Source organism: Rheinheimera riviphila, from assembly GCF_004005945.1.
GTDB lineage: Bacteria > Pseudomonadota > Gammaproteobacteria > Enterobacterales > Alteromonadaceae > Pararheinheimera > Pararheinheimera riviphila.
This window is the reverse complement of sequence record NZ_SACS01000033.1, coordinates 1-14,746: the sequence shown is the minus strand read 5'-3', so window position 1 is coordinate 14,746 and position 14,746 is coordinate 1. Positions and strand designations below refer to the sequence as shown.

12 protein-coding genes are annotated in these 14,746 nt (G+C 50.7%); 8 read left to right on the top strand and 4 right to left on the bottom strand.

Annotated features, from left to right (window positions below; all coding sequences use genetic code 11):
- Positions 1-140: 140 nt before the first annotated feature.
- The 3 genes from lodB to EOE67_RS19360 all read right to left on the bottom strand — a co-directional run bounded on the left by lodB (position 141) and on the right by EOE67_RS19360 (position 5,143).
- On the bottom strand, positions 141-1,346 hold the full coding sequence (gene lodB, locus EOE67_RS19370) for a lysine-epsilon-oxidase maturase LodB (protein WP_127701075.1): 1,206 nt from the start codon (positions 1,344-1,346) through the stop codon (positions 141-143).
- Between the two features lie 5 nt (positions 1,347-1,351).
- Positions 1,352-3,376, bottom strand: a complete 2,025-nt coding sequence (gene lodA / locus EOE67_RS19365) for a CTQ-dependent lysine 6-oxidase LodA (protein WP_127701073.1) — start codon at positions 3,374-3,376, stop codon at positions 1,352-1,354.
- A gap of 285 nt (positions 3,377-3,661) precedes the next feature.
- On the bottom strand, positions 3,662-5,143 hold the full coding sequence (locus tag EOE67_RS19360; protein ID WP_164852443.1) for a sialate O-acetylesterase: 1,482 nt from the start codon (positions 5,141-5,143) through the stop codon (positions 3,662-3,664).
- A 585-nt stretch (positions 5,144-5,728) separates the two neighbouring features.
- On the opposite strand from EOE67_RS19360, the gene EOE67_RS19355 reads away from it, so the two are divergent.
- From EOE67_RS19355 to EOE67_RS19330, 6 genes are all read left to right on the top strand, one after another.
- Positions 5,729-6,133 (top strand): VOC family protein, encoded by a 405-nt coding sequence (locus EOE67_RS19355; RefSeq protein ID WP_127701069.1) that lies wholly within the window; start codon positions 5,729-5,731, stop codon positions 6,131-6,133.
- A gap of 265 nt (positions 6,134-6,398) precedes the next feature.
- Entirely contained in the window at positions 6,399-6,704 is a 306-nt protein-coding gene (locus EOE67_RS19350; protein WP_127701067.1) for a helix-turn-helix domain-containing protein, read from the top strand.
- The gene (locus EOE67_RS19345) at positions 6,701-7,951 is read left to right on the top strand and encodes a type II toxin-antitoxin system HipA family toxin (RefSeq protein ID WP_127701065.1); all 1,251 of its coding nucleotides are present in this window, start codon (positions 6,701-6,703) and stop codon (positions 7,949-7,951) included. Before EOE67_RS19350 ends, EOE67_RS19345 begins: the two co-directional genes overlap by 4 nt.
- A gap of 116 nt (positions 7,952-8,067) precedes the next feature.
- The gene (locus tag EOE67_RS19340; protein WP_127701063.1) at positions 8,068-9,123 is read left to right on the top strand and encodes an AraC family transcriptional regulator; all 1,056 of its coding nucleotides are present in this window, start codon (positions 8,068-8,070) and stop codon (positions 9,121-9,123) included.
- Positions 9,124-9,324: 201 nt separating this feature from the next.
- The gene (locus EOE67_RS19335; RefSeq protein WP_206099673.1) at positions 9,325-10,482 is read left to right on the top strand and encodes a nuclear transport factor 2 family protein; all 1,158 of its coding nucleotides are present in this window, start codon (positions 9,325-9,327) and stop codon (positions 10,480-10,482) included.
- Positions 10,483-10,575: 93 nt separating this feature from the next.
- Entirely contained in the window at positions 10,576-11,121 is a 546-nt protein-coding gene (locus EOE67_RS19330) for an NUDIX hydrolase (RefSeq protein WP_127701061.1), read from the top strand.
- A 134-nt stretch (positions 11,122-11,255) separates the two neighbouring features.
- Here EOE67_RS19330 and EOE67_RS19325 read toward each other — a convergent pair whose 3' ends face one another.
- On the bottom strand, positions 11,256-11,990 hold the full coding sequence (locus EOE67_RS19325) for a DUF2306 domain-containing protein (RefSeq protein WP_127701059.1): 735 nt from the start codon (positions 11,988-11,990) through the stop codon (positions 11,256-11,258).
- Between the two features lie 177 nt (positions 11,991-12,167).
- On the opposite strand from EOE67_RS19325, the gene EOE67_RS19320 reads away from it, so the two are divergent.
- The gene (locus EOE67_RS19320; protein WP_127701057.1) at positions 12,168-13,370 is read left to right on the top strand and encodes a helix-turn-helix domain-containing protein; all 1,203 of its coding nucleotides are present in this window, start codon (positions 12,168-12,170) and stop codon (positions 13,368-13,370) included.
- Positions 13,371-13,486: 116 nt separating this feature from the next.
- Positions 13,487-13,759, top strand: a complete 273-nt coding sequence (locus EOE67_RS19315) for a DUF3297 family protein (protein ID WP_127701055.1) — start codon at positions 13,487-13,489, stop codon at positions 13,757-13,759.
- Positions 13,760-14,746 lie beyond the last annotated feature (987 nt).

Here is a 14,746-nt window from a genome sequence, read left to right as displayed (position 1 = left end):
GTTTTGCATGCTTTTAGATACGCAGTGCCAATCGATTAAAGAAACAGCTCATCACGCCATATTCCGCTGATAACAACCAGCAATAACCTACCGCACTGGTGCGGCAGCGGTATTGTTGCCCAGCTTTGCTCAATAGACGTTTACCCCAACTGCCGCCGTTGCCAAAACGGTGCATTCGACCAACGGGCTTCTGCCCGATAAAAACTCTGGCGTAATGTCTGATAGCCGGAAAAATGCTGATGTAAATCATGCTGGTATAGTTGTTTTGCTGCAGGGTTATTTGGAGATGCGTTGTCGCGATCTGGCGGTGTTGGTGCTGCTGCCAATTCGTTGATTACCAGCCTGGCGGCATGACAAGCTGATGAAATAGCAAAACCCAGTCCCATTGAAGAAATGGGGTCAAAAGCACAAGCCGCATCGCCGATTGCGATAAAATGCTCAATCTGACTGACGTCGCTGTACTGACTGGTCGCGTTACGAACCCAGGGGTGCGTCGACATGACCTGTCCATCTGCCACTGCATGTTTTAGATGAGTTGTTTGCTGCAGCAGTTGCTGCCAGTGCTGGTGCTGGTTGAGGCGCAATTTACTGATGATATCGGCATCGGAGAAAAAAGTGGCCACATAGTGCTGGTTGGGTAACAAGGCGCCATACCACCAGCCATGCTCACAACTTTCAATAATTTGCTGTTGTGGCCGTACCGGCTGTGAAGCTCCTTTCCGTGAAGTGCCAGACAGTGAAAAAAACCGTCCTGCGCCCATCAGTTGATCCAGTTTATGCAGTTGCCCGCCCAGTTGACGACTCCAACTGCTATTGCGTCCGGAGGCGTCAATCACATAACGGGCGTTGATTTGAAAAGGTGATTGCTCCGGGTGCGTGCACTGCAATATCCAGTTGGCCGCAGCATCGGCAGAGCCCTTCGTTACAGGGCTCTTCGATACAGAGCTCTTTGTTAAAGAGCAGTGAGTCCGTGGATAAACACTACCCCCACGGGCCACAATTTGCTCTATCAAGGTGAAATCAAAGGCTTCCCGATCCAGCTGCACACTGGCATTTTCGCTACTGAATATCGCATGCCGCACCCGCGGCAAATCCGAACCCCAGTAAGCGGTATCGCCATAACAAGGCATAAAGCAATGCGCCGGAAAATCGGCTTTGGTTAGCTTCAGATACGCCAACAGCGAAAATAAACTGTCTGACACATGTTCACCCACCCGCGGCTGACTAAAATCGGATTGCTCCAGCACCACCACCTTAAGTGTTGAATAAGTTAATAAACTCAAGGCGGCGCAGGCCCCTGCCGGACCTGCGCCTACAATCACTACATCTGTATTCACAACCATCATGCCGGTTACCGCCGTGCTCTGGTGCCGGCGCGTGGTAAACCTAACCCAGCCTTGGCGACAGCAATAGGTTTAAAGGCGCGTTGCTCCAGGGCTTTGACCATCTGGGTCGCTCTGGCGCTTTTGCCTTTCACCACATGCGTGTTTTGCTCAATATAAAACACCGGGATGGTGGTTTCATTATCGTCAGGGTTGCCGCTGATGGTGCCCACCCCCACTTCTTTATACGAGAAAATCTCATGATTGCGTTCGGTTTCAACAAAGTACGGGTAAGCCGCATCCTGACTATTTTGATCGCGGATAAACGCCAGTGCTGACCAATGCTCGACCATCTGCACAAAGGTATTCACGCCACGGGCGTAATTCATCTGCTGGCCAGCTGGTAAGTGGGAAGCGGCCTGCCCTGCAGCAGTGACATCGCCAGTTAACACATCCCATGGACTTTGTGGTGGCCACCAATAAGCATAATAGGTGGGTGGTAACGGCGTACCGTCATTTTTATTCACTTCCGGCACGGTGAAATTGACGGTTTGCACGGTACATTGGAAAAAGTCTGCTTGCCATGGACACGCCATCCGCTTGGTCAAATCACCAGGCTCACAACCGCCGCCTTCACATTCATCCCTTGAGGGCGTTAAACCAGTGCTGTTATAACCATTTGGGCCTCTTTGATCGGAGATCCGATAAGGCGCGGCGTAAATATTCGGGTTTTGCATACTCCAGGTCACTTCAATCCCCGGACACATCGGCAACCCGACACAATTGCCAACACTGCCCTGATCCAGCGCATGCACCGGATAGGGTTCGGCGTGGCAATCAGCATCAAAACAACCGGCCGCCCATTGGCTTAACAAAAACTGCTGGGTTGCATCCAACGCCAGAAATTTCATGATCAAATCGTTACTGACCGAATTACTGCCGGAATTCAGCGGCAACATTGGGAAATTATCTTTAAACAGCACTTGTTGCGGTTGATCAGGTGACGGATCGCCCTCTTTACTGAGCCCCCGAAAATACGAAAAATAATTTTCGCGGTTGGTTTTATTCGCGTCGCTGTTATCGGCATAATCAAACTGGCGACTGTTAAATGCCGACATCGCCTGCACATTGGCAACCCATTGATAGCGGCTCAGCCGGTCGATGATGGGCTGAATATCCCGCTGATAATTGGCGCGGTAAGCCGGGTTAAATTCCCCATTCAGGCACAGCTGCGGTACTAAATTGTAAAAACGCACCCCCACATCAAACATGGTGTCTGACAAGGTCGAAATATTCACAATCTGCGGCGCAAAATCGGGCGAACCCACCACCACCCACGCCTGTAATTGCTCACTGCTGCCATCATTGAAGGTTACGGTGCAATACACCGGACCGTCAGAAATATCATCATGCCAGGTGTTGGAGCCACCATAACTGGTTAACGGCTCATCACCACCGGCGTGGCCATAACCGCCCAAAACCACTAACCGACCGGCATCATCGGTCAGTAAATCGCCTAAGGTGGTCACCGCAGTGCCGTAGGTGACGGTGCTTGGCGGATAAGACACCGGATAACCCTGAGGGGCATTGCCTTGATCAAAACCAATGCTCTGCCGCGCGCCGCTAATGGTGCGTGGGCCCGGGTCAACAATCAGTTTTTGGCGGTCTTGCGGCGAGGTTTGATTCGGATTGCGAAACGGCACCTGCCGGTTCGGATAACTGTTTTGTGGCCCATACAACAAGTTGCCTTTTAACTCGCTGTACTGATACCAAGCCGCTTTTTTATTGGCCAAATGCACTGTCCATTGGATCGATTGGACATTGGCACTATTGAGGGTTAGCTCAGCTCCATCTTCGGCAAAGATCCGAAACGGCTGCCCCTGTCGCCGGACCCGGCCGACACCATCTTTAAACGTCTGCACCGTGCCCAGCGGGTTGCCATAACTATCGGCTTCAAACGGCAGTTGGCCGATGTGCTCTGGCGCCAGATAAAACTGTTCAGGACTATTACCAAGCCGGGCGACGCCGACTGAAGGGTGGATACACAAAGCCATAACATGCTTCCTTTGTTGGCTGTTGACGAACGTTTGTTAGCTTTGCACTTCCATCAAGCTAACCTTGCTTACTTTCAGTGATTACCTAAAGCGATTACCTTAAGCGGAGACAAAATTCAGTGAAAAGGTAGAGCAAGGCGCGGGCATTTTCGACAGATACCACGCGATATCATCGTTTTATCAAACGTCATCAGTTTTTTAGGGGGATGTAGCCAGCAATAAGGGTCCGAAGAAGGTGTTGAATTAGCTGATGAACTAGCGGTTGTAGTAGCTGTTGAACAACAACTACTTCGCCTCCCCCGCCCGAAACGGCACTGCCGGTAAATGGGCGCTATTGTAAAGGTTAGCGTCGGTAAAATCGGCCCAGCCAAAGCGCACCGACACCGGTTTTGCGACCTTATCACTCCACAGCAGCACTGTATTGCCCTCCAGTTTGGCGGTGGCGTTGTGGTATTTGCCGTCACTACCGGCAATGGCAAAACCACGTAACGTGCCGTCTTTACTGTAAAGCCCGGTCCCGACATGCTCAAAACGCACGCGCAGTTGTTTCCCTTCGATCTGCAGGCTGCTAAACACCGGGCCCGAGGCGATGATGGCCTCGCCAAATACCGTGCGCCGCGCTGCCAGCCATAACCGCTCGGCCACTGGCTTTTTACGCGCCGGGTGAATGTCATTGGCATCGCCTAAGTCGGTCGTCACCACCATCGCAGTGGCAGGTAATTGCAGCGTCTGAAATTGTGCTTCCCGCAGTTCCGCCCACGCGCTGGCTGCTGGCTGCGCTTTCGGCTGCAGATAACTCGCCAGTTGCACATATAAAAATGGCAGCGGCTGTTGCCACTCGTCGCGCCAGCTTTGAATTAACGTACTGAACAGCGCATGGTAATGCACCGCTTGGTCAACATTACTTTCGCCCTGATACCACAGCACCCCTTTTAACCCATAAGGTACCAGCGGTTTGATCATGGCGTTAAACAACACGCCGGGCAGCCAATGTGGCTGCTGGTTGGGGGTTTTATTGATGATTTGCTGAGCCAACGCCTGAGCCAATTCCTGACTCTGGGCAATCACCGCCGTTGCCGCTTGCTGGTACGCCGGCAACATCCACAATGCTGCGGCAGGCGTCCAGGCCTGCGCCACAGTTCCGCCCCAGGTGGCATCAATAACACCCACCGCAACCCCTTTTTCCAGATGATTCTGTTTGGCAAAATACCAGCCGATTGCCGAAAAATCTGGCACCGTTTCGGCAGATGCGGCCAGCCAATGTGTTGCCCCCGAGGGGGCCAATGGTGTTGCCGGTAGCTGACGTTGTGGCGTTGCGGCAACCCGATTAGGCACCTTTAAAAATCGGATTTTCGGATAGGCCGCATCTTTGACAGCCTGTTGCCAGTTTTCAGTCTGAGCGCTCAGTGGCCACTCCATATTCGACTGCCCCGATGCCAGCCACACATCACCAAGCCAGACATCTTTCACCGTGATTTGTTGCCGGGCGGTTGCCACTTCCATTTGCAAAGGCCCAGCCGCCGGCAGCGCAGGTAAGGTGATTTGCCAGTGGCCGCTATCATCAGCAATCGCCTCGCCGGACGCGGAAGTTATCGCTGCGCCTTGAGCATCCAGCAAGTGAAGGGTGACCACCGAGCCCGGCGCTGCCTGCCCCCAGATCGGCAGCGGCTGCTCACGTTGTAACACCATCTGATCACTAAATAGCGGCGCCAGCACGAGTTGCTCTGGCGCAGCGGCTGCCGTTACGGCGATGGTCGTCATCATCATGCATATTCCTAATAAGTTGCCGTACCAGCTGCCAATTCGCTTCATCGTCTGTGCTTTGTCCCTGTGTTATGCAGATCAAATAGGCTGCAGCTGCCTGGATCCATAAAAACCGGCAAAAACCAAGGGCGGACTCACCGGACGTAATCCGCCATAAAGCCGCCCCGCGTCAAATGACCTTCTGGCGAACTCCGGCGTACTACCGCTATCGCGGTGAGTAGCGCCCTACTGTTTTTTACTTTTTAAACAATATGTTAAGTATTTTTTGAGCGTAGGGCGGACTCACCGGAGGTAGTCCGCCATAAAGCCGTCCCGCGTCAAATGCCCCTCCGGCGTACTACCGCTTACGCGGTGAGTAGCGCCCTACGTTTTTTATTTTTTAAACAATATGTTAAGTGTTTTTGAGCGTAGTAATTTCATTCATAGGATCCACTTCATCCGCGGAGTTTTCCATCGCTTTTTGCACTTCAGTCAGAATTTTAAAAAAATATCCCACCCTTGTCGATTTAGCAGAAACTAAACCGACTAAGCTCAGTGACAGTGAAACAGGCATTGTCGGGACAACACCAACATCAACAGGAGGGCCTTATGGCCAAAATGCTTTTTGTGAATTTACCTTGCAGCAACTTAGCGGCGGCGATTGGCTTTTATCAGGCGCTGGGGTTCAGCCAGAACCTGCAGTTTAGTGACGAGACAGCCGCTTGTATGGTCTGGAGTGAGCATATTTTTGTGATGTTACTCACGCCGGCGAAGTGGCAGAGTTTTACCCAAAGGCCACTCCCGGCAGAAGGCAGCAGTGAGGTGATGCTGGCGCTCAATTGTGATGATAAACAAACAGTGGACGAGCTTTGTACTGCAGCCGGTGTCGCGGGTGGTGTCAGTGATGTGATGCCAAAGCAGGATTTAGGTTTTATGTATAGCCGCAGCGTGCTGGATTTGGATGGGCATATCTGGGAGTTTTTCTGGATGGATCCGGTAGCTATCGCGGGTTGAGTAGTTGATCCAGGCTACACAGGCTATGGGTTGCCTATTGGTAAAAGCACCCATAGATTGAGGTCCGTTGGGGCAGGTGGTGGATGACGCTGCGCTTATCCACCCTTTCGGCTCGCGGTCAAAAATGGGATATTAATCCCGCAATCAATCAAAATATGGGAATAATATCCCAACGACACAAATACTCATCAGTTGACCAAGCCAATAACAAGGACTATATTCCCATTTATAGCCAAATAATCGGAATATAGTCCCAGAGAATTTTATGGCCAAACGCGATTTACATAAAGTGCTGTTTCCAAAACAACTCAGGATGCTCAGTGATTTTGGCGAGGATTTACTGTTGGCGCTGAAACGACGTGGGCTGACTAAACAAATGATTTGTGAGCGAACCGGTTTTGACCACAAAACCGTGAACAAAGTGTTTGCCGGTGATCCAGGGGTGGCGATTGGCACCTACCTGAAAATCATGGCGGTGCTGGGGATGGATGAACACTTTGCCAAAATGGCGGCGCATGATGAAGTGGGCATCAAACTGCAAGATATTAAACTACTGGCGGCTAAAACATGAGCCAGCAGTTTGTCGATTTGTATGCGTCATGGCTACCGATTGCCGAGCCGCTGCTGCTTGGTCGGCTTGGCTTTGCTGAAACCGGCCGCAGTAGCGTGTTTAGCTTTCAATATGACGATGCTTTTTTGACATCGAAACACCGGCTGCAAATTGACCCGATGCTCACCTTACATGCCGGTCGGTTTTTTAATGATCAGCCGAACAGGAACTTTCGAGCCTTATTGGATTCTTCGCCCGATCGCTGGGGCCGTTTGTTGATGCAGCGCCGTGCTGCGATTGAGCACCGCCAGGGTCTTCGGGCAAGCAACCGTTTGACTGAGCTGGATTACCTATTAGGTGTGCATGACACCTATAGAATGGGTGGGATCCGCTTTAAAACGCCGGACTCGGAATGTTTTCTGGACAATCACGCCGATTTTGCGGCGCCACCGCTGACGTCATTGCGGGAGCTGGAATTTGCGGCGATGCAGATTGAACAGGATGACGCCATTGACTCGGATCAGTATTACCAGTGGCTTAAGCTACTGATTTCGCCAGGCTCATCGCTTGGTGGCGCCAGGCCGAAAGCTTGTGTGGTTGATGAAAATAAGCATCTTTGGATTGCCAAATTTCCAAACCAGAATGACAGCTGTGACGTTGGCGCCTGGGAAATGTTATGCCATCAATTGGCGCTGGATGCCGGTATCGTGATGTATCCATGCTATATCCAAAAATTTAATGCGCAGCACCATACTTTTTTGACCAAAAGGTTTGACCGCGATGGTGAGCGGCGTATCCATTTCTCATCAGCGATGACCCAGTTGCAATATTATGATGGTGAGCAATCTGATGGTGCCAGCTATCTGGAAATTGCTGAGTTTTTGACCAATCAAGGCGCAGAAACTAAAGCGGATTTAGCCCAGTTATGGCGGCGGATTGTGTTTAATATCGCGATCTCCAATACCGACGATCACCTGCGTAATCATGGTTTTTTGCTGTCCGACAAAGGCTGGCACTTATCTCCGGCTTATGATCTGAATCCCATCGTCGGCAAGCAGGGTTTGCATTTAAATATTACCGATAAAGACAATTCCCTCGATTATGCACTGGCTTTCGAAGTGGCCGATTTCTTTCGATTGACACGCGAAAACGCCACACAGATTTATGACGAAGTATTGGCAGCAGTGGGCAATTGGCAGCAAAAAGCACTGGCGCTTGGCATTTCCAGAGCCGAGCAACTGCTAAAGGCGGCGGCGTTTCGGGTTTGATTCAGAGGTTGTCGCGCTCAGCGCTACATTTTGCTGTATCTTGTGGTGGTCTTTTGCCAGCGTCTCTTGATACAGTTTCCTGATAACATACCGCGTCTTCATAACTAAGCAGCAACATGGCAATTTCAGATCAGTTTATCCTTTTACTCAGTGGCTTAGGCGGCATCCACGGTTTGCTGTTGGCCGCGTTTTTATTTTTTCGCCAGCCCGGTGCCTGGAGCAACCGCTTTTTGGCCGGTGTTATTTTGATGCTGAGCATCAGGGTGTTGAAGTCGGTGTTATTCAATTTTAACCCGGACATTGGCAAACAAATTCTGCAACTGGGTTTATCCGCCTGTTTGATGATTGGGCCGCTGCTGTTTTGCTATTGCCTGCAGTTTGTTGGAAAGTTTCAGCAGTCTGCGCTGCATCGCCTGCACCTTGTAGTCCCGCTGTTGCTGGTCATTTTAGTCGGTGGCCTTTATCCCTATCACTTAAACCCGCAGCTTTGGAATGGACCCTTTTACAAAATCATTAATTACAGCTGGCTCGCTTACACCTTGTTATCGGTCTATCTGTTGTGGCCGAAAATTGTGAGCCTTAAGCAGCGCAACTGGCGGCAACAGCCTGATCTGCTGATTGTTCTGGCAGTAGTGGCTGGCAGCGGGCTCATTTGGTGCGCTTATCATTTTGGCGCTTATACCGCCTATATTTCAGGTGCGTTAACCTTCACTTTTTTAATGGTCGTTGGCGCGATCACGCTCCTGCTGCGGGTTCAGCACAATCAAACCAAAACTATCGACCGCTACGCCAACAAGAAAATTGCGACCGAAACTGCAGCGCCGCTCATCACCGAACTGGAGCAGTTTATGGCGGCAGAGCAGCCGTATTTAGATGCCAATCTGGTGATGCCAAGACTCGCAAAAATGCTCGGTTGGCCCACGCCAAAGCTGTCGCAATTGTTAAATGACAATCTGCATTTATCCTTTAACGATTTTGTGAATGGTTACCGGATTGAGCATGCCAAAACCTTGTTGCTGGGCGAAGCTTCGATGAAAATGGATGATTTGGCCGAAAGTGCTGGTTTTAATTCGCTGTCGACTTTTTATGCCGCCTTTAAAAAACACACCCAGTTGACTCCCGCCAAATACAAAGCTTTACGCCTGGCGGATGCCCCACCAGCTTCGGCGTAAAAAACTCCCGAACTCTCAATTCCAAAACCGCCAATTCCAAAACCGTCAATTCCAAAACCCTCAATTCAAGACAGTTCAATTCCGGAACTTTAAACTCCGAAATTATAAATCCGTTATCCGGGATCATCTTTTGCGCTGGCAGGTCCGGCGCGTCAATCGTAAGTTTGCCCCTGGTTTTTCCCACTTCAATCAGGAGCAACAATGCGTTATCTATTCAAACCCTTATTGGCAGTTTTCATGGTTCTGTTGATGCAGCAACCCGGCATCGCGGCCGACACCAACAGCCAGCAACAGCAACAAGTCGCGGCCATTGAACAGGTGTTGCATAACTACATCGAAGGCACGTCGTACAACAACAGACCACAAATTACCAAGGCATTTCACCCCGCCGCCGATTTGTTATTGGATAAGGAAGGCCAGGCATTTAACAAAGTCCCGGTCACCGACTACCTCAACATGTTCAAGCTTACTGAACATGGTAAATTCAACGGCCGGATTGGTGAAATTCTGCAGATTGATGTCAGCGGCAACCTCGCCACGGCCAAGGTGGAGATCCTGATCCCCAGCCGTCAGACCCGCTTTATTGACGTGTTTTTGTTGAAGCAGGTCGACAACCAATGGCAAATCATCACCAAAGCTGCGACCAAAAACACCTCCATTCAGAACGGCGTCCGGGTGTTGTTTATCCTGTCCAGTGCGCATTTCCATGGCAACTCGACCCTACCGGCCGGTGTCAGTTTTCCGGAAATTGTGCATGCTTATCAGACGTTTAAAAAAGCAGGTTACACCGTAGAGTTCGTGAGTCCAGAGGGCGGTGCGGTGCCACTTTCCTACATTAATACCTCTGATCCACTGCATAAAATGTATTTGTACGATAGCGATTTGATGTTCGCATTAAAGCACACCAAAAAGGCCGTCCAACTGCAGGCAAAGGACTACCGGGCGGTGCATTACGTCGGTGGCAGTAATGCGATGTATGGCGTGGCCGACAATGCCGAAATTTCGCGGCTGGTGATGGAGATTTACGAACAACACCAGGGCATCATTTCGGCAGTGTGCCACGGCACCGCGGGCATCGTGCATCTGAAAACCAAAGACGGCAAATACCTGGTCGACGGCAAAAGAATTAGCGGCTTGCCGGAAGATTATGAAATTAAAACCGCCGATTATTTCAAGGAGTTCCCGTTTTTAATCAAACAAACAATCCTCGACCGCAATGGTACTTTTCACTTTGGCAAAAAAGACGAGCCTTATCTCGAAGTCGATGGCCGGATCATCACCGGCCAAAACTACCAATCATCGGCGTTAGTGGCAGAAGCCATTATCAAACAACTGCAGGCTGAAACGGAAAACAAGTGAAATTCTGGCCAGACAGCGCTCACGACCAATTGTGCCAGCTGGCAGGTTCCACTGCGTTTGTGTGTTCGATAGTAAAAATAGATGGAGATTATTTTGAAAAAACTACTACTGCTTATTATGTTGATTTCACATTCAATTTTCGCCCAGGAATTGGCAAAACCATCCACCTTTCATCGTTTGCTGGTGTTCAACGACAACAATGAACTGCTGGTTGTCAAAGTCAAAAATTCAGACCGTTGGGTGACGCCGGGCTGGTATCAAGACCACAATCTGACGATTCAAGCTGGGCTTGATCAACTCGCGGCAAGTTATGGGCTAACAATCACCACGCCAACCTTAAGAGGGGTGTTTACGCTCAGAACTACACAAAATAACGAGCTGTCAACGCGGCTGGTCTATACCACAAAAATTAAAACTGGCGAGTTAAAAGCACCTGAAATTATTCAAGAAATCAGATGGTTGAGTACAAAAGATGCGATGAAACTCATTACTTTTGCCCACATCAATGCGCAAATAGAGCAGTTGATGAAGTTCCCGGGCACTATTTGGGGCGGCTCGCAGCTGATGTACCAGCAAGATGGTGTTTATAAAGCTAAGTTTATTGAGCCTTTTTATCCGCTCACCGCACCTGCGATATGAGATGCCGGTTGCAACATGAGGCGGTTTTAATCGACTGATCAGTGAATGCAGCCGGGCGTGAAAACGCCGGCTGCTGTAGGACGAAGCCCAAAAGAAAAGACGGGTTTTGTGCAATAATTCCTGTGCATTTACAGCTAATAAGCAAACAATTGTGTTTTTCTGAGCAAGCACTCGGCCACCAGCAGATTCAACCCCATCCCCAACAGGCGGCCGTAATCGTAAAAAAATGGTGCCAGTAATGGTTTGATAGCAACCATTTGGCCGAGGGTCAGGTCGGCAACGACTTCGATAAAAAGCGGCGTTAATGCGGCGAGAGTGATGGCGACCGCACGGCACACCCAGCGTCGGTGCTGGTTGAATTGGCGGTTCAGCACGGCATAAAACGCCATCGAAAAAGCCAGTATCATCCCGCTGCTGAGCGCCAGCAAGCCGATAAAGCGCATGCCAAGTTCGTCCGGCGTTAAAAACAGGTGCATCCAAATACCAGAAACGGCCAAGGTGTAGCCACTTAGCAGCACCAGACGGCCACTGGCTCGGTGCCATTTCGGATGATGGTGCCGAAGGGCCGGCGAGAATTGCCAGGGCATCGTCAGAAACAATATCGCGCCGCTACTGCCATGTACGATTACCGCCCAAGGCGCGGTTAGATAATGAGGATTGAGCAAAGACATCAATACCGTCGACTCAACCGGCCCAATCAGCAGCAATGTAATCAGCAGCGACACAATCAATAGCGCCGGGATGCCTGGAATGGCCATTAGCAGCCATAAAGTAATGACTAACGGCCAGTTGTGATTTAATGCGGCTGTGGCATTCACGCTGCGATGATGGTGGATGGCTATGCTGTTTTGGGGTTTCTGTTCGGGCATCAGTTGGTCTCCTGATTATTATTCGCTAAGATGCCCTGCAAGTTGCGCCTGGCGCTGAAATTTGTCGTCCGGCTGCACAGGCTCGTACTTTGAACAGTACTATCCGAACGGATTGGACGCGCATTTCATCTGGTAATTTATTGATTTATAACTATTTTCAATGGAGTGATTGCAATAGTGACCGAAAATCCGCTGGCACTCTTTTTAAACGCAGCTTCGCTGGCCATCATTGCGTTTAGTGGCCATTTATTGCTGCAACGGGCCAAACATCAGTCCTTTTATTGGCCCTTGCTTGGCTGTCTGGTAGCGATTGCTGTGTTGATTGTCGACCCATGGTTAAAACAGCTGGCGCCTGATTTACGGCAGTTGTTTTTGCTGCTGTCGTTGCCCGCTTTATACTTACTTCCCCCTTGCTTTTGGCTTTATGTGCAAGGGCTTACCAGCTGCTCCCCCTGGCGATTACAGGCAAGTCATGCCAAACATTTTGTTTTAAGCGGAATTGCGCTGGTGATTGTCATTGGTGCTTTGCTGCTGCCCGCGGAAATTCGCCATGGCTTGTTGGTGGAAGGCAGTGACAACATCCTGCAGTCCACCACAGCAGTCCTTCGTAACTTTGTTTACGGCTTAGCGATCCTGACTTTTGGGTTGGTGATCGGCTGGTGTGTGCAGGCAGGTTGTTATGTCGTTGCCGTGTTTCGGCGTTTGCATCGTTATCGCGACCAGTTGAAACAGGTGTTCGCCAGTACCGAGACACATGAACTACGCTGGATCCTGTGGTTGTTGCTAGCGGTGGTCGGGATTTGGTTGTTTGCTGCAGCATCTTTGCTCTACGACAATCTGATAGGCCCGCTGCAGACAGATCTGGCGCTGAAAAACCTGGTGGTGTTTGTGCTGATTTGGACCCTTGCCAGTTGGGGTTTGCGGCAAAAACCAGGTTTTGCCGAACTGTATCAACCTGATGCGGAAATGCAGGAAACGTTGCCAACGCTGCAAACGCTGACAGAAGCTAAATATCAGCGATCAGCGTTAAATGAACAGCTATCAGGCAATATCGTCAATAAACTGCATAAAGCAATGACGCAAGACCAGCTGTTTTTAGACGCAGGGTTGTCGTTGCCCAAGCTGGCCAAACATATTGCCACCTCGCCCAGTTATATCTCGCAAACGCTGAATGAGACGCTGGGAGTTAACTTTTTCGATTATGTGAACCGTTACCGGGTAGAGGCTGCCAAAATCCAGCTTTTAACCAGCAACGAGACGGTGCTGGATATCGCGATGAACGTCGGTTTTAATGCTAAATCGTCGTTTTATACTGCGTTTAAAAAGGAAACCCAACTGACGCCGAGCCAGTTTCGCAATGCGCGGCGGCAAGCTCAGTAATGTACCGGGTACATCCACATCCGGTCAGCCATTCGCCTTTCTAATCGCAGCGCTTGAGCGAAAAGTCGGTTTTGCCTACAATGGCGCATCTTTTATTCACTATAGACCCAAGTTCCATGACCGATATTCAACATGACACCCAGATTGACACCAGCGCACGCCCGGCTTTACCAGATCGTCTTGCTGTACAACCGCGCAGCCCACACTACAATGCCGCCATTTTCGAGCACGATATCGGTATCCGGCTGAACGGCAAAGAACGTTTTGATGTGGAAGAATATTGCATCAGCGAAGGTTGGGTAAAAGTGGCCGCAGCCAAAGCACTCGACCGCCGTGGCCAACCGTTATTAGTCACGGTAAAAGGCACAGTTGAAGCTTTTTATCGGTAACACCTCAAACTTCAAACGGATCGTAGGGCGCCACTCGCCGCGATAGCGGCAGTGCGCCGGATGGTGATTTGCCATGACTCCGCTTTATGGCGGACTACCGCTGACGCGGTGAGTCCGCCCTACGGTCAAAATACCATTAACTTATTGTTTTAAATAAAAAACAGTAGGGCGCCACTCGCCGCGGCAGCGGCAGTGCGCCGGATGGTGATTTGATGCTCCTCATCCTTATGGCGGACTACCGCTGACGCGGTGAGTCCGCCCTACGCCAAAATTCCATTAACCTATTGTTTTAAATAAAAACCGTAGGGCGCCACTCGCCGCGATAGCGGCAGTGCGCCGGATGGTGATTTGCCGTGACTCCGCTTTATGGCGGACTACCGCTGACGCGCTGAGTCCGCCCTACGCTCCAGATACGCTTAACACATTGTTTAAAAACACAAAAAACCGTAGGGCGCCACTCGCCGCGATAGCGGCAGTGCGCCGGATGGTGATTTGCCGTGACTCTGCTTTATGGCGGACTACCGCTGACGCGCTGAGTTCACCCTACGCTCCAGATACGCTTAACTCATTGTTTAAAAAATGAAAAACCGTAGGGCGCCACTCGCCGCGGCAGTGCGCCGGATGGTGATTTGCCGTGATTCTGCCTTATGGCGGACTACCGCTGACGCGGTGAGTCCGCCCTACGCTCCAGATGCTTAACACATTGTTTAAAAACACAAAAAACTGTAGGGCGCCACTCGCCGCGATAGCGGCAGTGCGCCGGATGGTGATTTGATGCTGCTCATCCTTATGGCGGACTACCGCTGACGCGGTGAGTCCGCCCTACGCTCCAGATGCTTAACACATTGTTTTAAAACACAAAAAACCGTAGGGCGCCACTCGCCGCGATAGCGGCAGTGCGCCGGATGGTGATTTGCCGTGATTCTGCCTTATGGCGGACTACCGCTAACGCGCTGAGTCAGCCCTACCCCAAAATTCCTTTAACCT